22 protein-coding genes and 1 pseudogene are annotated in these 24,198 nt (G+C 74.1%); 13 read left to right on the top strand and 10 right to left on the bottom strand.

Features of this window, described 5'->3' with window-relative positions; translation table 11 throughout:
• The first annotated feature begins 582 nt into the window (after positions 1–582).
• The 4 genes from ACWDNY_RS17930 to ACWDNY_RS17915 all read left to right on the top strand — a co-directional run bounded on the left by ACWDNY_RS17930 (position 583) and on the right by ACWDNY_RS17915 (position 4,915).
• The gene (locus tag ACWDNY_RS17930) at positions 583–1,368 is read left to right on the top strand and encodes a hypothetical protein (RefSeq protein WP_451646716.1); all 786 of its coding nucleotides are present in this window, start codon (positions 583–585) and stop codon (positions 1,366–1,368) included.
• Positions 1,355–2,077: a class F sortase gene (locus ACWDNY_RS17925; protein WP_451646715.1), complete on the top strand. Its 723-nt coding sequence runs from the start codon at positions 1,355–1,357 to the stop codon at positions 2,075–2,077. Before ACWDNY_RS17930 ends, ACWDNY_RS17925 begins: the two co-directional genes overlap by 14 nt.
• Before the next feature lie 352 nt (positions 2,078–2,429).
• Entirely contained in the window at positions 2,430–3,818 is a 1,389-nt protein-coding gene (locus ACWDNY_RS17920; protein ID WP_451646714.1) for an aldehyde dehydrogenase family protein, read from the top strand.
• A gap of 14 nt (positions 3,819–3,832) precedes the next feature.
• Positions 3,833–4,915 carry a Zn-dependent alcohol dehydrogenase gene (locus ACWDNY_RS17915; RefSeq protein WP_451646713.1) on the top strand — a complete coding sequence of 361 codons (1,083 nt, stop codon included), beginning with the start codon at positions 3,833–3,835 and terminating at the stop codon, positions 4,913–4,915.
• Between the two features lie 32 nt (positions 4,916–4,947).
• Here ACWDNY_RS17915 and ACWDNY_RS17910 read toward each other — a convergent pair whose 3' ends face one another.
• The 3 genes from ACWDNY_RS17910 to ACWDNY_RS17900 all read right to left on the bottom strand — a co-directional run bounded on the left by ACWDNY_RS17910 (position 4,948) and on the right by ACWDNY_RS17900 (position 7,932).
• Entirely contained in the window at positions 4,948–5,916 is a 969-nt protein-coding gene (locus ACWDNY_RS17910; RefSeq protein ID WP_451646712.1) for a DMT family transporter, read from the bottom strand.
• 317 nt (positions 5,917–6,233) lie between these two features.
• Complete coding sequence (locus ACWDNY_RS17905) at positions 6,234–6,980, bottom strand: ArsR/SmtB family transcription factor (protein WP_451646711.1); 747 nt, start codon at positions 6,978–6,980, stop codon at positions 6,234–6,236.
• A 310-nt stretch (positions 6,981–7,290) separates the two neighbouring features.
• Complete coding sequence (locus tag ACWDNY_RS17900; protein WP_451646710.1) at positions 7,291–7,932, bottom strand: TetR/AcrR family transcriptional regulator; 642 nt, start codon at positions 7,930–7,932, stop codon at positions 7,291–7,293.
• A gap of 88 nt (positions 7,933–8,020) precedes the next feature.
• Here ACWDNY_RS17900 and ACWDNY_RS17895 point away from each other — a divergent pair, with 88 nt between their 5' ends.
• From ACWDNY_RS17895 to ACWDNY_RS17885, 3 genes are all read left to right on the top strand, one after another.
• Entirely contained in the window at positions 8,021–9,172 is a 1,152-nt protein-coding gene (locus ACWDNY_RS17895; protein WP_451646709.1) for an acyl-CoA dehydrogenase family protein, read from the top strand.
• Between the two features lie 58 nt (positions 9,173–9,230).
• Complete coding sequence (locus ACWDNY_RS17890; protein WP_451646708.1) at positions 9,231–9,518, top strand: YiaA/YiaB family inner membrane protein; 288 nt, start codon at positions 9,231–9,233, stop codon at positions 9,516–9,518.
• A 141-nt stretch (positions 9,519–9,659) separates the two neighbouring features.
• Positions 9,660–10,286, top strand: coding sequence for a TetR/AcrR family transcriptional regulator (locus ACWDNY_RS17885; RefSeq protein ID WP_451646707.1), 627 nt, complete (start codon positions 9,660–9,662; stop codon positions 10,284–10,286).
• 143 nt (positions 10,287–10,429) lie between these two features.
• Here the strand turns inward: ACWDNY_RS17885 and ACWDNY_RS17880 are convergent, their stop codons facing one another.
• Entirely contained in the window at positions 10,430–10,891 is a 462-nt protein-coding gene (locus ACWDNY_RS17880) for a MaoC family dehydratase (protein ID WP_451646706.1), read from the bottom strand.
• A 134-nt stretch (positions 10,892–11,025) separates the two neighbouring features.
• Here ACWDNY_RS17880 and soxR point away from each other — a divergent pair, with 134 nt between their 5' ends.
• Positions 11,026–11,547 carry a redox-sensitive transcriptional activator SoxR gene (soxR, locus tag ACWDNY_RS17875; RefSeq protein WP_451646705.1) on the top strand — a complete coding sequence of 174 codons (522 nt, stop codon included), beginning with the start codon at positions 11,026–11,028 and terminating at the stop codon, positions 11,545–11,547.
• Between the two features lie 55 nt (positions 11,548–11,602).
• Here the strand turns inward: soxR and ACWDNY_RS17870 are convergent, their stop codons facing one another.
• On the bottom strand, positions 11,603–12,325 hold the full coding sequence (locus tag ACWDNY_RS17870) for a 3-keto-5-aminohexanoate cleavage protein (RefSeq protein ID WP_451646704.1): 723 nt from the start codon (positions 12,323–12,325) through the stop codon (positions 11,603–11,605).
• A 117-nt stretch (positions 12,326–12,442) separates the two neighbouring features.
• On the bottom strand, positions 12,443–13,045 hold the full coding sequence (locus ACWDNY_RS17865) for a hypothetical protein (RefSeq protein ID WP_451646703.1): 603 nt from the start codon (positions 13,043–13,045) through the stop codon (positions 12,443–12,445).
• Positions 13,046–13,298: 253 nt separating this feature from the next.
• Here ACWDNY_RS17865 and ACWDNY_RS17860 point away from each other — a divergent pair, with 253 nt between their 5' ends.
• Entirely contained in the window at positions 13,299–16,100 is a 2,802-nt protein-coding gene (locus tag ACWDNY_RS17860) for a penicillin acylase family protein (RefSeq protein WP_451646702.1), read from the top strand.
• A gap of 96 nt (positions 16,101–16,196) precedes the next feature.
• Here the strand turns inward: ACWDNY_RS17860 and ACWDNY_RS17855 are convergent, their stop codons facing one another.
• Positions 16,197–17,471 (bottom strand): exo-beta-N-acetylmuramidase NamZ family protein, encoded by a 1,275-nt coding sequence (locus ACWDNY_RS17855; RefSeq protein WP_451646701.1) that lies wholly within the window; start codon positions 17,469–17,471, stop codon positions 16,197–16,199.
• Between the two features lie 228 nt (positions 17,472–17,699).
• Here ACWDNY_RS17855 and ACWDNY_RS17850 point away from each other — a divergent pair, with 228 nt between their 5' ends.
• The 3 genes from ACWDNY_RS17850 (at position 17,700) to ACWDNY_RS17840 (ending at position 20,794) form a co-directional block, all read left to right on the top strand.
• Positions 17,700–18,464: an SDR family oxidoreductase gene (locus ACWDNY_RS17850; protein ID WP_451646700.1), complete on the top strand. Its 765-nt coding sequence runs from the start codon at positions 17,700–17,702 to the stop codon at positions 18,462–18,464.
• On the top strand, positions 18,461–20,119 hold the full coding sequence (locus ACWDNY_RS17845) for a class I adenylate-forming enzyme family protein (protein WP_451646699.1): 1,659 nt from the start codon (positions 18,461–18,463) through the stop codon (positions 20,117–20,119). Before ACWDNY_RS17850 ends, ACWDNY_RS17845 begins: the two co-directional genes overlap by 4 nt.
• 81 nt (positions 20,120–20,200) lie before the next feature.
• Positions 20,201–20,794, top strand: coding sequence for a TetR/AcrR family transcriptional regulator (locus tag ACWDNY_RS17840; RefSeq protein ID WP_451646698.1), 594 nt, complete (start codon positions 20,201–20,203; stop codon positions 20,792–20,794).
• Between the two features lie 195 nt (positions 20,795–20,989).
• Here the strand turns inward: ACWDNY_RS17840 and ACWDNY_RS17835 are convergent, their stop codons facing one another.
• The 3 genes from ACWDNY_RS17835 to ACWDNY_RS17825 all read right to left on the bottom strand — a co-directional run bounded on the left by ACWDNY_RS17835 (position 20,990) and on the right by ACWDNY_RS17825 (position 23,781).
• Complete coding sequence (locus tag ACWDNY_RS17835; RefSeq protein WP_451646697.1) at positions 20,990–22,213, bottom strand: acyl-CoA dehydrogenase family protein; 1,224 nt, start codon at positions 22,211–22,213, stop codon at positions 20,990–20,992.
• A gap of 6 nt (positions 22,214–22,219) precedes the next feature.
• Positions 22,220–23,254 carry a phosphotransferase family protein gene (locus ACWDNY_RS17830; protein ID WP_451646696.1) on the bottom strand — a complete coding sequence of 345 codons (1,035 nt, stop codon included), beginning with the start codon at positions 23,252–23,254 and terminating at the stop codon, positions 22,220–22,222.
• A 227-nt stretch (positions 23,255–23,481) separates the two neighbouring features.
• Complete coding sequence (locus tag ACWDNY_RS17825; protein ID WP_451646695.1) at positions 23,482–23,781, bottom strand: hypothetical protein; 300 nt, start codon at positions 23,779–23,781, stop codon at positions 23,482–23,484.
• 145 nt (positions 23,782–23,926) lie between these two features.
• Here ACWDNY_RS17825 and ACWDNY_RS17820 point away from each other — a divergent pair.
• A pseudogene (locus ACWDNY_RS17820) lies at positions 23,927–24,106 on the top strand (zinc-binding dehydrogenase); the annotation flags it as partial.
• Positions 24,107–24,198 lie beyond the last annotated feature (92 nt).

Below are 24,198 nucleotides of genomic sequence, written 5' to 3'. Positions count from 1 at the left end.
GGGGCCGGCCGGCCCCCCGGCCGCGGCGCGGGCGGTGGCGAGTCCTGACTCCCACGTACGTCCTCCGCTCTGCCCGGGGCCGCCGGCGATCTGTCCGCGTTCGCGCCGGCGCCACCGGAAGCCGGCGCCGGTAGCCGGGCTGTGAGGCGGGAGTGGGGAGCCGGGGGCGGGGGACGGGCCGCCCGGCCGGCCCGGCTCGTCGCCGGTGGGGGACGCCCCGGCCGGGACCGTCGTGAGCGCGGGCGGCTCGGTGTGCCGCCGCTCGGGCCGGCGGCCGGTGCCCCGCGCGCGGGGGAGCGGGGCACGGACCGGGGCTGCCGGGACGGGGCGGAGGCAAGCGGCGAGCGCGCCGGCGCCCGGACGCGGGCGGTGGAGCGGTCGGGCGCGCCGGAAGGCCGCGGCGAGTGCGCCGACGGTGCCGGAGAAACCACGCGCGGCCGGCGGAGGACGGCGTGGTTGCGCCGGGCGGGCGGCCTTTGACGGCGTGTCGTCCGCCGCTGCCGCGCCGCACGAGGCGAACGTGAAAGAGAGTCAGGTGAAGGAGCGATTTATATGAAAATCGTCTGACTCGGAGGAGCACGCATGCCCACCTCGACACTCCCACGCACCACCGGAGCCCGCGCTGGTGCCGCCGCCCTCACGGTCCTCACGGCGGCGGGTGCCACGTGGCTGGCGGCGCCGGCCGCCATGGCCCAAGGGGAAGCCGGCGACATCAAGATCCACCGGGTGGGCGTGCCCTTCGGCGTCTCGAAGGACGACCCCGTGGTCTGCCGGTTCTACCTCGACGCCGTCAACTTCGACACCCTCACTTCCGTCGCGTACACCATCCAGGCGCAGCCGCCGCTGCCCACACAGGCCATGGTCAACGGTACGATCGCCCTGGCCGGTGGGGCCGGCCACACCGATCCCCTGGGGCTCGCGGACGGCCAGTACAAGCTCATGTGGACCGTGCCCAGCAATGGGAACGTCGCCGGCAGCGTCCGGGAGAAGATCTTCCGCGTCAACTGCCGTGACGAGGACCAGCGGCACGACGGGGCACTGGGCCCGGCCAGCCAGATCGCGGACCCGGGGCGCGGCAACGACGATCCGGGGCGCGGCTACGACGGCCCCGGACGCGGCAACGACGGCCCCGGACGCGGCAACGAGGACTGGGGCCGCGGCAACGAGGACTGGGGCCGCGGCAGCGGGGACCCGGGCCGTGGCCAGGACGACCGGCACGGCCCGAGGGGCAGCGTCCACGCGGGCGGCGGCGGACTCGCGGCCATGGCGTTCTCGCCGGTGACGGCGGCCGCTGGGGTGGGCCTGGTCGCGGTGTGCTGCGCGGTGTACTTCCGGCTCGTCGGCCGGCGTCCCTATGGCGCCGCGTAGGCGCAGCCGCAGGCCCCGGTGCGGGGGGCGGGTCTCCCGCGTCACCAGGACGGCCGCGGTCGCGGCCGTCCTGGTGACGGCGGGGGCCCTGGGCGCGGGACATCACGACCGCACCGGACCGCTGTGGGCCGCCGGCCCCCGTGCCGTGGCCCGGGCCGGCCTGTCCCCCTCCGAGGGCGGCGCGGGCCCGCGCCGTGGCGCCCCCGCCGACCCGGGCGCCACGGCACCGTCGACGCCGCCGCCCCCGCCCCTGCCCCGGTCCCGGGCGACCTCGCTGCGCATCCCCTCCCTCGGCATCGACGCCCCCGTCGTCGGGCTGGGCCTCGACCGCAACCGGGCGCTGCGCACGCCGCCGGTCGACAGGCCCAAGCTCGTCGGCTGGTACCAGGACGGGCCGACGCCCGGCGAGTCCGGCACCGCCGTCGCTGTCGGGCACCGCGACACCAAAACGGGCGCCGCCGTCTTCGCCGCGCTCGGCCAGGTGGAGCCCGGCAAGCACGTCGAGGCCCGGCGCGCCGACGGCCGCACCGCCGTCTACACCGTGGACAAGGTGCGGGTCTTCGACAAGGCGCACTTCCCCGACAAGGAGGTGTACGGGCGCAGCAGGCGCCCCGAACTCCGCCTGATCACCTGCGGCGGCCTCTACACCAGCAGGACGGGTTACTCCAGCAACGTCGTCGTCTTCGCCCACCTGACCGCGACGAAGTGACCGGGCGCCCGCGCCCCCCGTCGCCGGCCCGGCCCACGGACGCCCGGGAGCCGCGGACCCGCGCCGCCTCGTGCCCCGCGCCCGGCCCGGTGCCGCGCCGGCGCCGGGGACCGGCGGGCCACCGGCGCCCCGGGCCGGCTGCCGTGCCCGGACCACCCGGCCGCCGCCGCGCCCCCAGTGCGCGGCGGCCGGGCCGCGCCGCCCGCCGGCCCGGTCGTACCGCACCGCCCCCGCCCCGGCACGGTGCTCCGCCACGGGGAGCGGCAGGAATCTCTGGCGCCTGAAAACTATCGGCGCTAGTTTGTGGGGCTGTCGGTAGGTTCTGACGACGCACCCGCCCCGGAGGAGCACGATGAAGGCACACGACGGCATGTACACGGACGGCGCCTGGCGCCCCGCCGCGGGCCGCGACGTCATCGAGGTGGTGAATCCGGCGGACGAACAGGTCATCGCCACCGTCCCCGCGGGCACGGCCGAGGACGTCGACATCGCCGTGCGCGCCGCCCGCGCCGCGCTGCCGTCGTGGGCCGCGACCCCGCCCGGGGAGCGGGCCGCGCGCTTGGCGGCCCTCCGGGACGCGCTCGTGGCCCGCAAGGACGAGATCGCCGGGACCGTCACCGCCGAGCTGGGCTCTCCGCCGGTGTTCTCGCAGGCCGTCCACGCGGCCGTGCCGATCGCGGTCGCGGGCTCGTACGCCGAACTGGCCGCCACGTACGCCTTCGAGGAGAAGGTCGGCAACTCCGTCGTCCACCACGAGCCGGTCGGTGTGGTCGGCGCCATCACACCCTGGAACTACCCGCTCCACCAGATCGTCGCCAAGGTCGCCCCGGCACTGGCCGCGGGCTGCACGGTCGTGCTCAAGCCGGCCGAGGACACCCCGCTGACCGCGCGGCTGTTCGCCGAGGCCGTGCACGAGGCCGGCGTCCCGGCCGGCGTCTTCAACCTGGTCACCGGCCTCGGCCCGGTCGCCGGCCAGGCCCTCGCCGAGCACCCCGGTGTCGACCTCGTCTCCTTCACCGGCTCCACGGCCGTCGGCCGGCGCATCGGCGCGATCGCCGGGGCCGCAGTGAAGAAGGTCGCCCTGGAACTCGGCGGCAAGTCCGCCAACGTCATCCTGCCGAGCGCCGACCTCGCCAAGGCGGTCAACGTCGGCGTCGCCAACGTCATGTCCAACTCCGGCCAGACGTGCAGCGCCTGGACGCGCATGCTGGTGCACCGCGACCAGTACGACGAGGCGGTCGCGCTCGCCGCTGCTGCCGCCGCCAAGTACGGGGACCGCATCGGCCCGGTGGTCAGCGCACGGCAGCAGGAACGGGTGCGCGGCTACATCGAGAAGGGCGTCGCCGAGGGCGCCCGCCTCGTCGCGGGCGGCCCCGAGTCCCCGCACGAGAAGGGCTACTTCGTCAGCCCCACCGTCTTCGCCGACGTCACCCCCGACATGGTGATCGCGCAGGAGGAGATCTTCGGCCCGGTCCTCACGATCCTGCGCTACGAGGACGAGGAGGACGCCCTGCGCATCGCCAACGGCACCGTCTACGGCCTCGCGGGAGCCGTCTGGGCGGGCGACGAAGCGGAGGCGGTGGCCTTCGCGCGCCGGATGGAGACCGGCCAGGTCGACATCAACGGCGGCCGCTTCAACCCGCTGGCCCCGTTCGGCGGGTACAAGCAGTCGGGCGTCGGGCGCGAACTCGGCACCCACGGCCTCACCGAGTACCTCCAGACCAAGTCCCTCCAGTTCTAGGGGAGCTGCCCACCATGGCCGTCCGCGCCGCCGTCCTGCCCGCCATCGGCTCCCCGCTGGAGATCACCGGGATCGAACTGCCGGAACCGGGCCCCGGCCGGGTCCGGGTCCGCCTCGCCGCCGCGGGGGTCTGCCACTCCGACCTCTCCCTGTCCAACGGCACCATGCGGGTGCCGGTCCCCGCCGTCCTCGGCCACGAGGGCGCCGGCACCGTCGTCGCCGTCGGCGAGGGCGTCACCCACCTCGCGCCGGGCGACGGCGTCGTCCTCAACTGGGCGCCGTCCTGCGGCAGCTGCCACGCCTGCTCGCTCGGCGAGGTCTGGCTGTGCGCCAACGCCCTCAGCGGCGCCGCCGACGTGCACGCCCGCACCGTCGACGGCACCGACCTGCACCCCGGCCTGAACGTGGCCGCCTTCGCCGAGGAGACGGTGGTCCCCGCCTCCTGTGCCCTGCCGCTGCCCGACGGCGTCCCGCTCACCGACGCGGCCCTGCTCGGCTGCGCCGTCCTCACCGGGTACGGCGCCGTCCACCACGCGGCGAAGGTCCGGCCGGGCGAGACGGTCGCCGTGTTCGGTGCCGGCGGCGTGGGCCTGGCCGCCCTCCAGGCCGCCCGCATCGCCGGCGCCTCGACGATCGTCGCCGTCGACGTCTCCCCCGAGAAGGAGGAACTGGCCCGGGCGGCCGGCGCCACCGAGTACGTGGTGGCCTCCGAGAACACGCCCCGCGAGATCCGCGCCCTGACCGGCAGGCAGGGCGTCGACGTCTCGGTCGAGTGCGTGGGCCGCGCGGTCACCATCCGGGCCGCCTGGGAGTCCACCCGGCGCGGCGGCCGCACCACCGTCGTCGGCATCGGCGGCACCGACCAGCAGGTCACCTTCAACGCGCTGGAGATCTTCCACTGGGGCCGGACCCTGTCCGGCTGCGTGTACGGCAACTCCGACCCGGCGCGGGACCTGCCGGTGCTCGCAGGCCACGTCCGCGCCGGGCGGCTGGACCTCGGGGCGCTGGTGACCGAGCGGATCGCCCTCGACGCGATCCCCTCGGCGTTCGCCAACATGGAGGCCGGCAAGGGCGGACGAGCGCTGGTCGTCTTCTGACGGTCCGGCGCCCCGCGCCCCCGGCCGGGCTCTCAGGAGCGCTCGGACAGCCGTCCGGGCCGCGGCTCGACAGCCGTGTCCCGGGCGGGGGTCCGAGCGCCCCCGCCCTTCCGCCTCCGCGACCGTGACACGGCCACGCCCGCCAGGCACAGCACCCCGCCCACCAGCGTCAGCGGTCCCGGCACCTCTCCGAGCGCCAGCCACGACATCAGCACCACCAGGGCGGGCACGGCGTACGTGGTCGCGCCCATGCGGCTGGCGGTCGTACGGGCCAGCGCGTACGCCCAGGTGGTGAACGCCAGGGCGGTGGGGAACACCCCCAGGTAGACCATGTCGAGCGTCGCGGACACGGGCGCGCCGGCGGCCTCGTGCACCAGGACACCCGCGAACGGCAGGCACGCCACCGCCCCGACCAGGCAGCCGAACGTGGTGACCTGAAGCGGGCTCGCGCTGCCCAGGGCGGGCTTCTGAGCGACCACACCCGCCGCGTACGCGACCGCGGCGAGCAGGCACAGCACCACACCGAGCACCGAGGACCCGCCCGAGCCCGACATCGACAGTCCCACGGTCACCGCACCCGCGAACGACACCCCCATGCCCGCCAGCAGCCGCGGCGGCATGGCGTCGCCGAGCAGCCGCGCGCCGAGCAGGGCGATCAGCAGCGGGCCGACATTGACGACCAGGGCGGCCGTGCCGGCGTCCACCTGCTGCTCGCCCCAGTTGAGGGCGACCATGTAGAAGCCGAACCAGAGCACTCCGGATATCGCGATCCCGCGCCAGGCCGCCCGCGGAGGCAACCCCTCGCGCCGCACGAGGCAGAACACGCCCAGCGTCACGGCACCGGCGAGCAGCCGCCCGAGCGCCAGCGCGCCCGGTGAGTAGGCGGCTCCCGCGCTGCGGATCGACACGAAGGCCGAGGCCCACAGGACGACGGTGACGGTGGCCGCGCCGGCGGCGAGCAACTCGGCGCGGCGGGCGGGACGGGACGTGGCGGCGTTCATCAGGCTCCACAGGCTACGAGGGACGGTGTGCGACGGTTCCGGCGCGGTCCGGCCGGGACGCCGGGGACGGTGGGGCGCTCCGGCTCGGAGCGGGGGACCCCGGTGGGCGCGGCCCGGGGGGTGGGGTCCTCCGCGCCCGGCCGGGGGCGCGGGGACGTTCCTCCGCTCCCGGCCGGAGCCGGGGACCCGGAGGGATCGGCAGGTACGGGGATCCGGGACCGGGGGTGGGCGTGTCCGGGCCGCGGCGGGGGTCCGGTGCGCCGGCCGGAAGCGGGGCGCGGTGCGGCAGGGCCGCGCGGGGAACACGAGGACACGGTTCAGCCGAGCGCCGCCGCGTCCATGCCGAGCAGGCCGGACAACGCGCGCTCACCGGCCGCCGTGACCCGCACGGCCCGCTCGGAGCCGACGCGCACGCACCAGCCGGCGTCCAGGGTGTGCCGGCACAGGGCCGCGCCCGCGGCCCCGGCGAGGTGGGGGCGCCGCTCGGTCCAGTCCAGGCAGGCCCGGGCCAGCGGGCGGCGGCCGCGGCGGTCCAGGGCGATGCCGGCCGCCTCGAACCACGCCAGGCCGGCGTCCGTGAGCGCGAACCCGGTGTCCTGGCGCAGCAGTCCGCGTGCGGTGAACGCGTCCGTGACCGCGATACCCAGCCGTCCGGCCAGGTGGTCGTAGCAGGTGCGGCCCCGTGCCATCGCCGACCCGGCGCTCGCCTCCCGGAGGCCGCGTGGCGGCCGGAGCGTGTCCGGGGCGACCTGCGCGGTCAGGTCCTCCACCAGCTGGGCGACCCGGGCGCCGGCCAGCCGCACGTAGCGGTGCCGGCCCTGCCGCTCCTCGGCGAGCAGCCCGCCGGTGACCAGCCTGCCCAGGTGCTCGCTGAGCGTCGAGGGCGCCACGCCCGCGTGCCGGGCCGGCTCACCGGCCGTCCAGGCCCGGCCGTCGAGCAGCGCCAGCAGACACGCGGCCCGTGTCTCGTCGGCGATCAGCCCGGCCAGCGCGGCCAGCCCGGCGGCCCCCGTGTCCCTGGGGCGTGCCCGCACCGCATCCTTCGTGGTCATGCCTCCCAGCATGCGGCACGAACGGTTCGGCGGACGCCGAAGCGTGCCCGTGCGGGGCCGTCCGGAGCGGGCGTTCACCCGCGCCGGACCTCCGGGATCCCAGGGGAGCGTGGCCCCGCCGGCCCCTCGCCCGGGCCGGCGACGCCGGCGAGAACGCCGGCCCCGCGGCCTTGGCGCGGCCCGGGACGCCGGGAATCGGCCGGACGCCGGCGTCCGACGGCCGGAGCGGTCGGCGGAGAGCGCCGGTGTGCGGCGTGCCGGAACCTGGGGGCCCGGGCCCGGGCCCGGGCAACCGCGTGCCGCACGCGCCGTGGAAGACCGGCTACGCCCCCCGCAGCGCCTCCCGGTACTGCTGCGACAGGCCGTCCAGCAGCGCCGTCAGGCCCGTCCCGAAGGCCCGCTCGTCGATCTTCTCCTGCTGCTCGGCCAGCAGGTGTGCCTGCTGGAGGTGCGGATAGTCGGCGGGATCGTAGGCGCTCGCGTCGTCCACGAAGCCCCTCGCGAAGGAGCCCAGCGCGGAGCCCATGATGAAGTACCGCATCAGCGCGCCGATGGAGGTCGCCTGCGCGGGCGGCCAGCCCGCGTCGACCATGGCGCCGTAGACGGCGTCGGCGAGCCGCAGCCCGGCGGGACGGCGGCCGGGACCGCGGGCGAGTACCGGCACGATGTTCGGGTGGTCGCGCAGCGCGGCCCGGTAGGAGACGGCCCAGTCGTGCAGCGCGGTCCGCCAGTCCCGGCCGTCCTCGAACATCGACAGGTCGACCTGGGAACTCACCGAGTCCGCGACCGCCTCCAGGATCTCGTCCTTGGTGCGGAAGTGGTTGTAGAGCGAGGGCCCGCTCACCCCCAGTTCGGCGGCGAGCCGGCGGGTGGAGACCGCCGCCAGGCCCTCCGTGTCCACGAGGTCCCGCGCCGTCGCGACGATGCGGTCGGTACTGAGGAGGGGCTTGCGCGGTCGGGCCATGGCGCACATAGTAGGGCTGCGTCGTTAAACTAGCAGTGCTAATTTAAATGTTCGGCGTTCACAGTCGCGACAGGTGGGATGATCCGTCATGAACCTCGGACTCAGCGAGGAACAGGCCGCGGTGCGGCAGTTGGCCAGGGACTTCGTCGAGGGCGAGATCGCCCCGCACGTGGTGGCGTGGGACCGGGCGGAGGAGGTCGACCGGTCGATCGTGAAGAAGCTCGGCGAGGTCGGCTTCCTGGGGCTGACGATCGACGAGGAGTACGGCGGCTCGGGCGGCGACCACCTCGCGTACTGCCTGGTGACCGAGGAGCTCGGCCGCGGCGACTCCTCCGTGCGCGGGATCGTCTCCGTCTCGCTCGGCCTGGTCGCCAAGTCGATCGCCGCCTGGGGGAGCGAGGAGCAGAAGCGGCAGTGGCTGCCGGGCCTGACCTCCGGCGAGCTCGTCGGCTGCTTCGGCCTCACCGAGCCCGGTACCGGCTCGGACGCGGGCAACCTGGCCACCCGGGCGGTGCGCGACGGGGACGACTACGTCGTCAACGGCACCAAGATGTTCATCACCAACGGCACCTGGGCCGACGTCGTCCTCCTCTTCGCGCGCTCCACGGACGCCCCCGGTCACAAGGGCGTCTCCGCCTTCCTGGTGCCGACCGACACCCCCGGCCTGACCCGCCGCACGATCCACGGCAAGCTCGGCCTGCGCGGTCAGACCACCGCGGAGCTGGTCCTGGAGGACGTGCGCGTCCCCGCGTCCGCGATGCTGGCCCCGGAGGGCAAGGGCTTCTCCGTCGCCATGTCGGCACTGGCCAAGGGCCGGATGTCGGTGGCGGCCGGCTGCGTCGGCATAGCCCAGGCCGCGCTGGACGCGGCGGTGCGGTACGCGGGGGAACGTGAGCAGTTCGGCAAGAGCATCGCCCACCACCAGCTCGTCCAGGAGCTGATCAGCGACATCGCCGTCGACGTGGACGCCGCCCGGCTGCTGACCTGGCGGGTCGCGGACCTGATCGACCGGGGACTGCCCTTCACCGTGGAGTCCTCCAAGGCCAAGCTGTTCGCCTCGGAGGCCGCGGTGCGCGCGGCGAACAACGCCCTGCAGGTCTTCGGCGGTTACGGCTACATCGACGAGTACCCGGCGGGCAAGCTGCTGCGCGACGCCCGGGTGATGACCCTGTACGAGGGCACCAGCCAGATCCAGAAGCTGGTCATCGGCCGTGCGCTGACAGGGGTTTCGGCCTTCTGAGTACCCTCTGAGTACTCGCGCGGATGCGTCGCCGGCCCGGCCCGGCGACCCTTTGCGCATGAGTGAGACACCGGTCAAGCAGCAGAGCACCGCGGCCTTCTACGGACAGGCGGTCGCGTCCTTCGCGGTGGCCCTGGCGGCGACCGCGATCGGCATCGTGCGGCTGGACGCCGACGCCTGGGTGCGGGCGTTCCTGGGCATCGCCGTCCTCTACCTCGTCACCTCGGCCTTCACGCTCGCCAAGGTCATCAGGGACCGCCAGGAGGAGGGGCGGATCGTCAGCCGGGTGGACCAGGCCCGGCTGGAGAAGCTGCTCTCGGAGCACGACCCCTTCGAGAAGCTGTAGCCGGCGTTCCCGCCGCGACCGCCCTCCGCCGTGCCGCTGCCGGCGCCGAGGCGCCTGTCGCTCCGTGAGCGGCCGCTCTAAGCGGCCGCTCACCTTCGGCGGTATGGTGGAGCCTCCGACCGAGGAAAGGGCGAGCCAGCGATGAGTACGGCGGAGGAGACGGCCGGCGGCGAGGCGCAGCCGTGGGGCGAGGTCACCCCTGACGCGGCCCGGCGACTGCTCGTGGCCGCCGTGGAGGCCTTCGCCGAGCGGGGCTACCACGCGACCACCACCCGCGACATCGCGGGCCGCGCCGGCATGAGCCCGGCCGCGCTCTACATCCACTACAAGACCAAGGAAGAGCTCCTCCACCGCATCAGCCGGATCGGTCACGAGAAGGCCCTGGAGATCCTGCGGACGGCGGCGCGGCACGAGGGGAGCGCGACGGAGCGGCTCGCCGACGCCGTGAGCTCCTTCGTGCGCTGGCACGCCGGTGGGCGCACCACGGCACGGGTCGTGCAGTACGAGCTCGAATCGCTCGGTCCCGACGCCCGTGCGGAGATCCTCGCGCTGCGCCGGCAGGTCGACGCCGAGGTGCGCCGGATCATCGAGGAGGGCGCGGCGTCGGGCGAGTTCGACGTGCTCGACGTGAACGGCACCACGCTGGCCGTGCTCTCCCTGTGCATCGACGTCGCCCGCTGGTTCAACGTGGACGGCCCCCGGACGCCCGAGGAGGTCGGCGCGCTCTACGCCGATCTCGTGCTGCGCATGGTGGGCGCGGCGAAGTAGCCCGGACGCCCTCGGGCCGCGGCGCCGCGGCGCGTCCGGCACCGGTCCCGCGGCGCCCAGGGCCCGGCCCGCGCGGCCCGCGGGAGCCGGAAGACCGCCGGGAGGGGGAGCCTGCAGGTACTACGGGCCGGAGCCCCGGGTGCCTACAGGTAGTACCGCGACACCGACTCCGCGACGCACACCGGCTTGTCGCCGCCCTCGCGCTCCACGGTGAAGGCGACGGTCACCTGCAGGCCGCCCGGCACGTCGTCGACCCCGCTGATCGTCGCGGTGGCGCGCAGCCGCGACCCGACCGGTACGGGGGCGGGGAAACGCACCTTGTTGGTGCCGTAGTTGACGCCCATCTTCACGCCCTCGACCGCGATGAGCTGCGGGCCGAAGAGGGGGAGCAGGGACAGGGTCAGATAGCCGTGGGCGATGGTCGTGCCGAAGGGGCCCGCGGCGGCCTTCTCCGGGTCGACGTGGATCCACTGGTGGTCGCCGGTGGCCTCGGCGAACAGGTCGATGCGCTTCTGGTCGACCTCCACCCAGTCGGTGTACCCCAGCTGCTCGCCCACCGCCGACTTCAGCTCGTCGGCGGAGGTGAAGATCCTCGGCTCTGCCATGTGCCCGGCCTCTCGCGTTGCTCCGTCGTCCGCGTCGTCGACGCCGACCTGTCTAAGCAACTGCTTAGCATGGTCGGGTCCGGGGCTCAAGTCAACGGGGCCGGGGCGCGGACCCGGTGGGTAGGCTCTGAGGGGTGCCCAAGATCCCTGAGAAGATCCACGAGCTGACCGTCGGCCAGCTGTCCGCGCGCAGCGGCGCAGCCGTCTCCGCCCTGCACTTCTACGAGTCCAAGGGCCTCATCGGCAGCCGCCGCACCGCGGGCAACCAGCGCCGCTACACCCGTGACACGCTGCGCCGGGTCGCCTTCATCCGGGCCGCGCAGCGCGTCGGCATCCCGCTGGCCACGATCCGCGAGGCGCTCGCCGAACTCCCCGAGGAGCGCACTCCCACGCGCGAGGACTGGGCGCGGCTCTCCGAGGCCTGGCGCTCGGAGCTGGAGGAGCGCATCCGGCAGCTGAACCGGCTGCGCGACCACCTCACCGACTGCATCGGCTGCGGCTGCCTGTCCCTGGACACCTGCGTCCTGTCCAACCCGGACGACGTGTTCGGCGAACAGCGCACGGGCTCCCGCCTCATGGCCGAACGGGGTGACGGCCGGCGCGCGGAGCCGTCCCCCGCCCGGGCGCGGCGACCGGAGCCCGGGGACTGCCGCTGACCCCGGCTGCCCGCCCGCGGCCGTGCGCCCGCGGCCGTGCGCCCGCGGCCGTGCGCTACGGCCGGCCGCCGCGGTGGAGCCGCACGCCCTCCGCGACCAACTCGGCGTTGGACGCCGCCCGTCGCCCGTCCGGCAGCAGCAGGGTGTCCTCCAGGCCGATGCGGGTGGCCAGGCCCAGGCGCCCCGCCAGCCGCAGTACCGGCCAGGCGCCGCCGTGCTCGCCGTGCAGCAGGACGGGCCGTCCGTGCGCGTCGCCGAGACCGGCCAGCAGGGCGCGCGCGGACCGGTCCGCCGTGGCCGGGTCCGTGTCGGTCACCTCCGCGAGCACCCGCAGCACCCTCGGGCCGAGCGGCGAGGCTGCGAACCGGGCCGCCCCCTCCGTGCCCGACCAGATGCCCGCCTCCACGCCCACACCCCGGTCCAGCAGCGCGGCGGCCAGTTCCTCCGCCCCCGGCTCGTGCCAGTTCACCGAGGCGTGGTCGGGCAGCACCGTCCACGCGCGCACGCGCGCCGGCCGTGCCGCCGGATCGGACTCGGCCCAGACGCCCGTCGTCACACCGACCGGCACCCGCACCCGTGCCCGTACGGCCTCCAGCACCGCCGCCACCACCCGGGGGGACAACGTGTCCCGCCCGCACGGTGTCTTGGGGTGGAGGTGGACGTCCACGGCACCGGCGGCGACAGCCGCGGCCGCGGACTCGGCCATCGCGTGCGGGGTGAGGGGGACCCCCGCGCCGTCGAGGGCTCCTCGGGCCCCGTTGAGGCAGACCTGTATCACCCCGGTGGTCTTCCCCGGCCGGCCCGGCCGACACCGGCGGCGGCCGGCAGGCGGGCGAGCGGGCCGGGCCGGAGGGGGGTGCGGTACCCCCTGCGCACCCCCCCCGGACGGCAGTGCTCAGGCCGACATCAGCAGCGGCCCCCGACGTGCCGTGAGCACGGCCTCGGGCGTCAGCACATGGCGCGGCACCAGGATGCCGCAGTCCGCGCAGACCGGGCCCTGTGACGGCTCGTGGTCCAGGCCGTACCGCCAGACCAGGCGCTCCGCGCCGCACACCGGGCAGCCCGAGCCGGGTTCGCGCTCCAGCGCGGCGATCAGCCGGCGCAGCACCTCGGCCAGCGGCTCACGCGGGTGCTTCCGCGGGTTGTCGCACCAGGCCACACCGAAACCGCCCCAGGTCAGCCGGTGCCAGTCGTCCACACTGCCGGGCCTGCGCAGCCCGTCGTGCTTCTCCTTCCTGCGTCGCTCGGCGAACTCCACCTCGTAGCCCAGCCAGACCGTACGGGCCTCCTCCAGCTCGTCCAGTGCGGCCACGAGCCGCGCCGGATCGGGGGAGCGGTCCTCCGGGGCGAAGCCCCACCGGGAGCACAGATGGTCCCAGGTCGCCCTGTGCCCGTAAGGGGCGAACCGCTCAAGGCACTTGCGCAGTGAGTAGCGCCGCAGTGCCAGATCGCACCGCGGATCCCTCACTTGTCTCGCCAGACTCCGGAAACCGGCCATCGCCCTGCACCTCCGTCACACCAGCACCTGTACTTCGGTCACCTCGGCGTCGTCGTACGGAGTCCTCGTACGGACGTCGCCGAGTAGACGTGTCGACACGCGATTCGGCTCCCTCCGTTTTCCGATGTCCCCCATAAGGCCTGGTACGGTGCCCCGCACCGTACAGCTCCGCAAAACTGACGCATGTTCACCTTCCAACTCGGGGATACCGGCGGTAACGTCCCCGCCCCGTCCTCGTCCGGGAGGAGCTGCCATGTCACGGCGCACCCCACGTAACGCGCTCGACGAAGTGAGAACTCCCCACAGATTCACCGGGTTCCTGAAGACGGCGTCCGTATGCGTCCTCGTAGCCGGTCTTTTGTCGCCGTTCTCTCCGGCGGCGGCCGCCGAGGCCGCCGGCACGGCGCCGGCAGCCGCCCCGAACGACCACTGCGGCGGCCGGTGTTCGGACATCCTGCCGCCCGGAGAGAACGGCAACGCCACCCTCGCCGAGATCCTGCTGAACCAGGCCTTCGGAACGCAGCCGGCGCACGCCGATGACCAGCTCGGCCCCTACGCCGGCCTCGCCAAGGGCTATCCCGCCCTCACCGACGCGACGATCAACACGTTCTTCAACGACGCCTCGTTCGGCGTGCCGTCGGGCCAGGTCGCCTCCACCGAGAGGCCGGCCGGCCGCGACGACGTCACCATCGTCCGCGACCGGAAGACCGGTGTGCCGCACATCACGGGCACCACCCGGTACGGCACCGAGTTCGGCGCCGGGTACGCGGCCGCCCAGGACCGGCTGTGGCTGATGGACGTCTTCCGGCACGTCGGACGCGGCGGGCTGACCTCCTTCGCGGGCGGCGCCGCCGCCAACCAGGGACTGGAGCAGCAGTTCTGGCGCAACGCGCCCTACACCGAGGCCGATCTGCAGGCGCAGATCGACGGCGCGGTGGCCTCCGCCGGCGACCGCGGCACGCAGGCCCTCGCCGACGTGAAGGCCTACCTCGACGGCATCAACGCCTACATCGACGCCTCCGACCACGGCCGCTACTTCCCCGGCGAGTACGTGCTGACCGGGCACAAGGACGCCCTCACCAACGCCGGCACCATCGAGCACTTCAAGGTCACCGACCTGGTCGCGCTCGCCTCCGTGGTCGGCGCGCTGTTCGGCTCGGGCGGCGGAGGCGAGGTGAACAACGCCCTGTCGCTGCTGGCCGCGCAGGCCAGGTACGGGGTGAGCGAGGGCACCGAGGTGTGGGAGTCCTTCCGCATGCGCAACGACCCCGAGGCCGTCCTCACCCTCCACGAGGGCCAGAGCTTCCCCTACGCGACGAGACCCGACAGCGCGCGCGGCGGGGCGCTGCCCGACACCGGGTCGGTGACCGAGGAGCCGCTCGTCTTCGACCGCACCGGCAGCGCGGCCGCCGCAGGTGCCACCGGCACCTCCCGGGCGGCGGCGAAGGCGGCCCTGTCCTCCGCCCGGCGCGGCATGTCCAACGCCCTGGTGGTCAGCGGCAGTCACACCGCCTCCGGTCACCCGATCGCCGTCTTCGGCCCGCAGACCGGCTACTTCGCGCCCCAGCTGCTCATGCTCCAGGAGCTCCAGGGCCCGGGCATCAGCGCCCGCGGCGCCTCCTTCGCGGGCCTGAGCATGTACGTCGAACTGGGCCGCGGGCAGGACTACTCGTGGAGCGCCACGACCTCCGGCCAGGACGTCATCGACACCTACGCCGTCGAGCTGTGCCAGGACGACCACCACTACCTGTACCACGGCACCTGCACGGCCATGGAGCAGGTGGAGAGGAAGAACGCCTGGTCACCGACGACCGCCGACGCGACGCCGGCCGGCTCCTACACGATGCGGGTCTGGCGCACGAAGTACGGTCCCGTCGAGTACCGCGCCACCGTCGGCGGCAAGAAGGTCGCCTACACCACGCTGCGTTCGTCGTTCCTGCACGAGGTCGACTCCATCATCGGCTTCCAGATGCTCAACGACCCCGGCTACGTCAAGGGCCCGCAGGACTTCCAGAGCGCCGCCCAGCACATCAACTACACGTTCAACTGGTTCTACGCCGACTCCGAGCACACCGCGTACTACAACAGCGGCGCCAACCCGGTGCGGGCGAGCGGCGTCGACGCCGAGTTCCCGGTGTGGGCCCGGGAGGCGTACGAGTGGCGGAACTGGGACCCGGCGTCGAACACCGCCGATCTGACGCCCCCGTCCGCCCACCCCGCCTCCGTCGACCAGGACTACTACATCTCCTGGAACAACAAGCAGGCCGAGGACTACGCGGCCGCGCCCTGGGGCGAGGGGTCGGTGCACCGCGGTGACCTGCTCGACGACCGGGTGGCCCGGCTGGTGGCGGCGGGCGGGGTCACCCGGTCCGCGCTGGTGAAGGCGATGGCGGAGGCGGGCCAGGCCGATCTGCGGGCCGAGGACGTGCTGCCGAAGCTCCTGAAGGTGATCAACAGCTCGCCGGTGACCGACCCCGCGGCCGCGGCCGCCGTGGGCAAGCTGTCCGCGTGGGTGTCGGCGGGCGCCCTGCGCACGGAGACCTCGGCGGGGTCGAAGAAGTACGCCGACGCCGACGCGATCAGGATCCTGGACGCCTGGTGGCCGCTGCTGGTGAAGGCCGAGTTCGCACCGGGGCTCGGCAGCGACCTGTACGCCGCCTTCGGTGCCGACCTGCCCGTCGACGAGTCCCCGTCGGCCGGGCACGGCCCGACCGGCGCGCACGCCGGCAGCGCCTTCCAGTACGGCTGGTGGAGCTATGTCGACAAGGACATCCGGGCGGTGCTGGGTGAGCCGGTGAAGGGCCCGCTGGCCCGCACCTACTGCGGCGGGGGCGACCTCGGTGCCTGCCGGGACGCCCTCCTCGGCAGCCTGACGGAGGCGGCCGGACGGACGGCGGCCCAGGTCTACCCCGGCGACGACCAGTGCGCCGCGGGCGACCAGTGGTGTGCCGACACGATCGTCCAGCGCGCCCTGGGCGGCATCAAGCACGGCCGGATCAGCTGGCAGAACCGGCCCACCTACCAGCAGGTGGTGGAGTACACGTCCCACCGGTGACCGCCGTGCGGCGGCGGGCCGTGCACCGGCCCGTCGCCGTTCCACGCCGCCGTCATGCCCTCCGCGCGGGGCGCACCGGAGGGCGGGAGGTGCCGCTCACCGGTAGAGCAGGTACCCGGCGCGTACCCGGCGGAAGGCCGCCAGCTCCTCCCGCCAGCCCGCCACCACCTCGTCCGTGTCCGCCCCGGCGTCGATCATGGTCCGCACGAGCGAGGAGCCGGTGAGCTTGTCGATCCACTGGTCGGAGCGCCAGGCGAAGCCGCTCCACACCCTCTTCGCGGTCACCAGCAGTCCGATGCCGGTGCGCACGGGGTCGAACGCGGCCCGGTCGTGCACGTGGACCTGCACCCCGCCCACGGTCCTGCCCTGGAACTTGGAGGAGGTGGGGGAGAAGTAGGCCTCCCTGAAGTGGACCCCCGGCAGGCCGAGTTCCTCCGCCGCGGCCGCCCACCGGCCGTCCACGCCCTCGGCGCCGAGCAGCTCGAACGGGCGGGTGGTGCCGCGCCCCTCCGACAGGTTGGTGCCCTCGAACAGGCAGGTGCCCGAGTACACCAGGGCGGTGTCGGGCGTGGGCATGTTCGGGCTGGGCGGCACCCACGGCAGCCCGGAGGCGTCGTAGAAGTCCGACCGCCGCCAGCCCGTCATGAGCACGGTCTCCAGCGGCACCGGTGTGGTCAGGAACTCCCCGTTGAACAACCGCGCCAGCTCCGCGACCGTCATTCCGTGCGCCTGGGCGATCGGCTGACGTCCGACGAAGGTCGCGAACTCCCGGTGCAGCACCGGCCCCAGAGCCTGCCGCCCGGTCACCGGGTTGGGCCGGTCCAGGACGACGAACCGCTTGCCCGCGAGCGCGGCCGCCTCCATGCAGTCGAACAGCGTCCAGATGTACGTGTAGAAGCGCGCGCCCACGTCCTGGATGTCGAAGACGACGGTGTCCACGCCGGACGCGGTGAAGACGTCCGCCAGCGGCTGCCCGCTCTTGAGGTACGTGTCGTGGACCGGCAGGCCGGTCGCCGGGTCGTCGTAGCGGCCCTCGGAGCCGCCCGCCTGCGCGGTGCCGCGGAAGCCGTGCTCGGGGCCGAAGACCGCGACCAGGTCCACCCGGCGGTCGGCGTGCATGACGTCGACGATGTGCCGCACCGGCCCGCTCCCGGGTCCGTGCGAGCCGCCCCCGGCGGTGATGCCGGTGGGGTTGGTCACGACGCCGACCCGCTGCCCGTCGAGCACGGCGTAGCCGTCGGCCGCCAGCCGGTCGAAACCGGTGCGCAGCCGCCGTGCGCCGCCGGGCGCCGCGTGCGCGGAGGCCGCCGGTGCCCCCGCCGCCGCGACGGCGGCGGTGCCGGCGAGCAGACTTCGTCTGGACAGCTTCATGCGGTGACCTCCGTGATCGGCGGGTGTCATGCCCACGCACTTGGGCCTGTCCCGGCGGATCATGCCGCAGAACCGGGGCGCGGCACACCCGTCTGCGGCGTTCTCCCCACGAGCCGCCCGCGGGCGCCGCCTCTTCCGCCGCAACATACCGACCGGTTAGTCTGGCGCCGCAGCAGAGCCGCCGATGCCGACGCGTCGGGCGCCGTGACGTCGTGTCGAAGGAGACCGATGGTGGAAGCCGTGCAGAATACGGGAGTGGTGGTCACCGGAGCGGGAGGCGGCATCGGAGCCGCGCTGGCCCGCCGGTTCGCCGCCGAGGGCGCCCGGGTCGTGGTCAACGACCTCGACGCCGAACGGGCCGAGGAGGTGGCCGCGGAGATCGGCGGTATCGCCGTACCCGGCGACGCCTCCGCGATCGTCTCCGAGGCCCGCGACGCCCTCGGTGGCACGATCGACGTCTACTGCGCGAACGCGGGCGTCGCCTCGGGCGGTTCGGAAGCGGCCGGGGAGGACGTCTGGGCGCTCGCCTGGGATGTCAACGTCATGGCCCACGTGCGCGCGGCCCGGGCACTGCTCCCCGGCTGGCTGGAGCGCGGCAGCGGACGTTTCGTCTCCACCGTCTCCGCCGCCGGGCTGCTCACCATGATCGGCGCCGCCCCGTACAGCGTCACCAAGCACGGCGCCCTGGCCTTCGCCGAGTGGCTGTCGCTGACGTACCGTCACCGTGGGATCAAGGTCCACGCCGTCTGCCCCCAGGGCGTGCGCACCGACATGCTGACCGCCTCGGGAAGCGCCGGCGAGCTCGTCCTGCAGCCCACCGCGATCGACCCCGGGGACGTGGCGGACGCCCTCTTCCGGGGCATCGAGGAGGACCGCTTCCTGATCCTGCCGCATCCCGAGGTCGCCGGGTACCACCAGGCCCGGGCCGCCGACCCCGACCGCTGGCTGTCCGGCATGAACCACCTCCAGCGCACGTGGGAGGAGCACCGGTGACCACCTCCCGCTACGCCGCCAAGCCCTGGCTGAGCCTCCTCGACGAGGCCCAGCGTGCCCCGGTCGACCCCGCGGCCTCTCTGGTGCACGCCCTGCGCCGCGCGGTCGCCGAGACCCCCGACCGCACCTTCCTCGCCTACTTCGACGCCCGCCTGACCTACCGGGAGGCCGACGAGCTCAGCGACTCCGTCGCCGGCCACCTCGCCGCGCGCGGCCTGCGGCGCGGCGAGCGGGTCGCCGTCCTGCTGCAGAACTCCCCGCACTTCGTGCTCGCGGTCCTCGGCGCCTGGAAGGCGGGCGCGACCGTCGTCCCCGTCAACCCGATGTACAAGTCGGGGGAGGTCTCCCACGTCCTGCGCGACGCCGAGGTCGCCGCGCTGATCTGCTCCGACCGCGCCTGGGAGTCGTACCTGCGCGACACGGCCGCCGGCTCCCCGGTGCGCGTCGTGCTCACCGCCTGCGAGCTGGACTTCCAGACCCGCGACGACGCCCGGGTGCTCACCTTCGAACGGCTGCCCGAGGCCCCCGACGCCGACGACCTGGTCGCCGTCGCCCGGCAGGGTCACAGGGCGCCCGCGGACCGCGACCCCGCCCCGGGCGACATCGCCCTGATCAGCTACACCTCCGGCACCAGCGGCACCCCCAAGGGGGCCACCAACACCCACGGCAACATCATGTACAACGCCGAGCGCCAGCGGACCGGCCTCGGCCTGCCCGAGGCGCCCGTCTACTTCGCGATGGCGCCGCTGTTCCACATCACCGGCATGGTCTGCCAGTTCGGCGCCTGCCTGAACAGCGCCGGCACGCTCGTGCTGGCGTACCGCTTCCAGGCCGGCGTGGTCCTGGACGCCTTCGCCGAGCACCGGCCGCACTACACCGTCGGTCCCTCGACCGCGTTCATGGCGCTGGCCGCCCACCCCTCCGCCACCCCGGACCACTTCGCGTCCTTCCGCGTCATCTCCTCCGGCGGCGCGCCGCTGCCGCCCGCGCTGGTGGAGAAGTTCCGCGCCGGCTTCGGCCCGTACATCCGCAACGGCTACGGGCTCACCGAGTGCACCGCGCCCTGCGCCTCCGTGCCGCCCCACCGGGAGGCCCCCGTGGACCCGGTCTCCGGCACACTCGCCGTCGGGGTGCCCGGACCCGACACGGTCGTACGGATCGTCGACGACGCCGGCGCGGAGGTGCCGTTCGGCGAGCAGGGCGAGATCGTCGTCCGGGGCCCGCAGGTCGTGCCCGGCTACTGGCGGCGGCCCGACGCCACCGCCGTCACCTTCCCGGACGGCGAACTGCGCACCGGCGACATCGGGTTCATGGACGAGCAGGGCTGGCTGTACGTCGTCGACCGCAAGAAGGACATGATCAACGCCTCGGGGTTCAAGGTCTGGCCGCGCGAGGTCGAGGACGTGCTCTACACGCATCCGGCGGTCCGCGAGGCGGCCGTCGTCGGGGTGCCCGACGGCTACCGCGGGGAGACCGTCAAGGCGTACATCAGCCTCCGCCCGGGCGCCGAGACGGACCCGGACGCACTCGCCGCGTACTGCAGGGAGAGACTGGCTGCCTACAAGTACCCGCGGCAGGTCGAGATCCTGCCGGACTTGCCCAAGACGGCCAGTGGCAAGATCCTCCGGCGGGAACTTCGTTCCCGCCAGGAGTGAGCCGAAGGGGCGCGCCCCGAGGCGGAGCGGCCCCACCGGGGCATGACAGTCGGCAGTACCACGGAAAGGCAGGTGGCGGCAGTGCCCAGGACGACGGACGGTGACGGGACCCCTGTGCCGCAGCGGCTCCTGGCCGCCGCCACCCGGCTCTTCGCGGAGCAGGGGTACGACCGGACCTCGGTGCAGGAGATCGTCGAGGCGGCGGGCGTGACGAAGGGTGCCCTGTACCACTACTTCGGCTCCAAGGACGACCTCCTGCACGAGGTGTACGCCCGCGTGCTGCGCGTGCAGCAGGAGCGTCTCGACGCCTTCGCCAACGCCGACGAGCCGATCGACAAGCGGGTCCGCGACGCCGCCGCGGACGTCGTGGTCACGACGATCGACAACCTCGACGACGCGTCGATCTTCTTCCGCTCCATGCACCACCTCAGCCCGGAGAAGAACAAGCAGGTGCGTGCCGAGCGCCGGCGCTACCACGAACGCTTCCGCGCGCTCATCGAGGAGGGCCAGCGGGCCGGCGTCTTCTCCGAGGAGACCCCGGCCGACCTGGTGGTCGACTACCACTTCGGCTCCGTGCACCACCTGTCGACCTGGTACCGGCCCGACGGCCCGCTCAGCCCGCAGGAGGTCGCCGACCACCTGGCGGACCTGCTGCTGCGGGCCCTGCGCCCCTGAGCGGCGCGGCACCCGCCGCCCGGCACGGGGGGCACCTGCCGCACGGCAGCACGGCCGGCACCCGCGCACCGCACGTGCGGTGCCCGGCACGTGCGGTGCCCGCCGGAGCGGGGCCGCCCCGGGCATGACACGGCCGGGTCCCCACCGCACCGTGCGGCGAGGACCCGGCCGTGTCATGCCCGGGGGCCGGGACCGTCAGAGGTACTTCTTCAGTTCCCGCCGCGCCAGCGAGCGCTGGTGCACCTCGTCGGGGCCGTCGGCCAGCATCAGGGTGCGGGCGCCGGCGTAGAGCTCGGCCAGCGGGAAGTCCTGGCTGACGCCGCCCGCGCCGTGCAGCTGGATCGCCCGGTCGAGGATGGCGACCACCGCGCGGGGCGTGGCGATCTTGATGGCCTGGATCTCCGTGTGGGCGCCTTTGTTGCCGACGGTGTCCATCAGCCAGGCCGTCTTCAGCACCAGCAGCCGAAGCTGCTCGACCGTCACGCGCGCGTCCGCGATCCAGTTCTGGACCACGCCCTGCTGCGCCAGCGCCTTGCCGAAGGCCGTGCGCGAGGTGGCGCGGCGGCACATCAGCTCGATCGCCCGCTCCGCCATCCCGATCAGGCGCATGCAGTGGTGGATGCGGCCCGGGCCGAGGCGGGCCTGGGCGATGGCGAAGCCGCCGCCCTCCTCGCCGATCAGGTTCGCCACCGGCACCCGGGCGTGGTCGAAGACCACCTCCGCGTGGCCGCCGTGGTAGTGGTCCTCGTACCCGAAGACCTGCATGGCGCGCTCGACCGTGACGCCCGGGGTGTCGCGCGGGACCAGCACCATGGACTGCTGGCGGCGGATGTCCGGCCCGTCCGGGTCCGTCTTGCCCATCACGATGAAGATCTTGCAGTTCGGATCCATCGCCCCGGAGATGTACCACTTCCGGCCGGTGACGACGTACTCGTCCGTGCCGTCGGATGCTCGTTCGATGCGCGTGGTGATGTTCGTGGCGTCCGAGGAGGCCACCTCCGGCTCGGTCATCGCGAACGCCGAGCGGATCTCACCGGCGAGCAGCGGCTCCAGCCACTGCTTGCGCTGCCGCTCGTCGCCGAACTGCGCCAGCACCTCCATGTTGCCGGTGTCGGGGGCCGCGCAGTTCGTGACCGTGGGCGCCAGCTGCGGGCTGCGGCCGGTGATCTCCGCGAGCGGGGCGTACTGCAGGTTCGTCAGCCCGGCCCCGTACTCGGCGTCGGGCAGGAACAGGTTCCACAGCCCCTGCCGGCGGGCCTCGGCCTTCAGCTCCTCGACGACCGGCGGGGTGTCCCACGGCGACGCGAGCCGCGCGCGCTGCTCGTGCGCGACCGGCTCGGCCGGGTAGACGTGCTCCTCCATGAAGGCGGTGAGCCGGGCGCGCAGCTCCTCGGTGCGCGCGTCGAACGTGAAGTCCATGACGGATCAGCCCTCCTGAAGGCCGTCGTGCAGCGTGGTGAGGCCGTGCTCGATGAAGACGGGGACGAGGTCGCCGATGCGGTCGAAACCGCGGCCGACCGTCTGGCCGAGCGTGTACCGGTAGTGGATGCCCTCCAGGATCACGGCCAGCTTGAACCAGGCGAACGCCGTGTACCAGGAGACGGCGGAGACGTCGCGCCCCGAGCGCGCGGCGTACCGCTCGATCAGCTCGGCGGGCGCGGGATGACCGGCCGCCTGAGCGGTGGTGGAGACGGGGGAGCCGGGCAGGCCCAGCGGCGTGCTGTACATCGCCAGCAGGCCCAGGTCGGTCAGCGGGTCGCCCAGGGTGGACATCTCCCAGTCGAGGATCGCCTTGATCCGGTCGTCCTCGCCGATCAGGACGTTGTCCAGCCGGTAGTCGCCGTGCACGACGGCGGGCGCGGGGGAGACGGGCAGGGCGCGGCCGAGCGCCGCGTGCAGCTCGTCGATGCCGGCCAGCTCGCGGTTGCGGGAGGCGTCGAGCTGCTTGCCCCAGCGGCGCAGCTGACGGTCCAGGAAGCCCTCGGGGCGCCCGAAGCCGGCGAGACCCACCTCGCCGGCGTCGACCGCGTGCAGCTCGACCAGGGTGTCCACCAGGGACAGCACCGCACCCCGGGTGCGCTCCGGGCCCAGCGGAGCGAGCTGGTCGGCGGTGCGGTAGGGGGTACCGGCCACGAACTCCATGACGTAGAACGGTGCTCCGAGCACGTCCTCGTCCTCGCAGAGCAGCACCGGGCGCGGCACCGGTACGTTCGTCGGGTGCAGGGCGTCGATCACCCGGTGCTCGCGCTTCATGTCGTGCGCGGTGGCGAGGACATGGCCGAGCGGCGGGCGCCGCACCACCCACCTGGAGGTGCCGTCCGAGACCTCGTAGGTGAGGTTCGACCGTCCGCCCTCGATCAGCCGGCCGGTCAGGGGGCCCTGGGCCAGGCCGGGCCGCTCGCGGTCGAGCAGGCCGCGCAGCCGGTCGAGGTCGAGTCCGGGCGGGTGGTCGGGGCTCATCGTGGCTCCTACGGGCGGTGAAGAACGGGACCCGACCATGATGCCGACCGGTCGGTATGTCGTCCAGTGGGCGGACCGAACGTGATCGGGGCCACGAGGGCTCGCGGGCGGCGCGACGGCGGCGGCCGGTGCCGGGGCCCGGTGTCCCGACAGACGACAGCTCCCCGCCTGCTGCGCCGGGGAGCTGTCGACGGCCGGCCTCGCGGGGCCTGGCGGGCGGCGGTGGCTCAGTGGTCGTCCCAGTGCCCGTCGTGCTCGGCGTGCCGGTGACCGTCGTGCAGGTAGTCGACGTGGTCGCCGTGCCGGACGCGCTGGTGGCCGCAGTCCTCGCCGTGCTGGTGGTCGTGGCCCTCGTGGACGGTGTGCCCGCCCGGCTCGCACTCGTCCCAGTGCCCGGAGTGCTCGCGGTGCAGGTGGCCGTCGTGCGCGTAGTCGACGTGGTCGCCGTGCGGCACCTCCTCGTGACCGCAGGCGGGGCCGTGAGTGTGCGTGTCGTGGGGCGCGTGTTCCTGGTGACGATCGGTCATGGTGCTCACCTCGGGGGGTGGTGGGGGTGTGGAGGCGGGGACGACGGACAGGCTGCCACGTGACGGGCACGTACCGGGGTATTCCGGTTGCGTGGCGCCCGGGTACTCCGGAGGGCCGGTGGGATGAAGGGCATCAGCCACAGCCGGCGGCCGCCACTCCTTCGTCCGCCCCGACGCGGAGGACCTGCTCCGGCTGTCCGAACCGGCGGAGCAGGGAGCGGTCACCGTGCACGCGTCGCGGACGTTCCCGCTGGGACGCACGGCGGACGCGCACCGCCTGAACCAGGAAGGGCGGATCCGCGGGAAGATCGTGGTCACGGTGGAACGAGAGGAGGCGGTGGGCTGCCGGGACCGGCGCACGCCGTCAGCCGCGGCCCCGCGGCGCGTCCGGCACCGCCCGGGCGGGCCCCGCGTCCC

This window comes from Streptomyces sp. NPDC003697 (assembly GCF_053587115.1).
Note: the sequence above shows the minus strand (reverse complement) of the source record. Positions and strands in the feature narration are given on the sequence as shown.

Excerpts from the sequence above, each read along its gene's own strand:
- ACWDNY_RS17930 (WP_451646716.1), top strand. The coding sequence starts at position 583 with ATGCCCACCTCGACACTCCCACGCACCACCGGAGCCCGCGCTGGTGCC.
- ACWDNY_RS17925 (WP_451646715.1), top strand. The coding sequence starts at position 1,355 with ATGGCGCCGCGTAGGCGCAGCCGCAGGCCCCGGTGCGGGGGGCGGGTC.
- ACWDNY_RS17920 (WP_451646714.1), top strand. The coding sequence starts at position 2,430 with ATGAAGGCACACGACGGCATGTACACGGACGGCGCCTGGCGCCCCGCC.
- ACWDNY_RS17915 (WP_451646713.1), top strand. The coding sequence starts at position 3,833 with ATGGCCGTCCGCGCCGCCGTCCTGCCCGCCATCGGCTCCCCGCTGGAG.
- ACWDNY_RS17910 (WP_451646712.1), bottom strand. The coding sequence starts at position 5,916 with ATGAACGCCGCCACGTCCCGTCCCGCCCGCCGCGCCGAGTTGCTCGCC.
- ACWDNY_RS17905 (WP_451646711.1), bottom strand. The coding sequence starts at position 6,980 with ATGCTGGGAGGCATGACCACGAAGGATGCGGTGCGGGCACGCCCCAGG.
- ACWDNY_RS17900 (WP_451646710.1), bottom strand. The coding sequence starts at position 7,932 with ATGGCCCGACCGCGCAAGCCCCTCCTCAGTACCGACCGCATCGTCGCG.
- ACWDNY_RS17895 (WP_451646709.1), top strand. The coding sequence starts at position 8,021 with ATGAACCTCGGACTCAGCGAGGAACAGGCCGCGGTGCGGCAGTTGGCC.
- ACWDNY_RS17890 (WP_451646708.1), top strand. The coding sequence starts at position 9,231 with ATGAGTGAGACACCGGTCAAGCAGCAGAGCACCGCGGCCTTCTACGGA.
- ACWDNY_RS17885 (WP_451646707.1), top strand. The coding sequence starts at position 9,660 with ATGAGTACGGCGGAGGAGACGGCCGGCGGCGAGGCGCAGCCGTGGGGC.
- ACWDNY_RS17880 (WP_451646706.1), bottom strand. The coding sequence starts at position 10,891 with ATGGCAGAGCCGAGGATCTTCACCTCCGCCGACGAGCTGAAGTCGGCG.
- ACWDNY_RS17865 (WP_451646703.1), bottom strand. The coding sequence starts at position 13,045 with ATGGCCGGTTTCCGGAGTCTGGCGAGACAAGTGAGGGATCCGCGGTGC.
- ACWDNY_RS17860 (WP_451646702.1), top strand. The coding sequence starts at position 13,299 with ATGTCACGGCGCACCCCACGTAACGCGCTCGACGAAGTGAGAACTCCC.
- ACWDNY_RS17855 (WP_451646701.1), bottom strand. The coding sequence starts at position 17,471 with ATGAAGCTGTCCAGACGAAGTCTGCTCGCCGGCACCGCCGCCGTCGCG.
- ACWDNY_RS17850 (WP_451646700.1), top strand. The coding sequence starts at position 17,700 with ATGGTGGAAGCCGTGCAGAATACGGGAGTGGTGGTCACCGGAGCGGGA.
- ACWDNY_RS17835 (WP_451646697.1), bottom strand. The coding sequence starts at position 22,213 with ATGGACTTCACGTTCGACGCGCGCACCGAGGAGCTGCGCGCCCGGCTC.
- ACWDNY_RS17830 (WP_451646696.1), bottom strand. The coding sequence starts at position 23,254 with ATGAGCCCCGACCACCCGCCCGGACTCGACCTCGACCGGCTGCGCGGC.
- ACWDNY_RS17825 (WP_451646695.1), bottom strand. The coding sequence starts at position 23,781 with ATGACCGATCGTCACCAGGAACACGCGCCCCACGACACGCACACTCAC.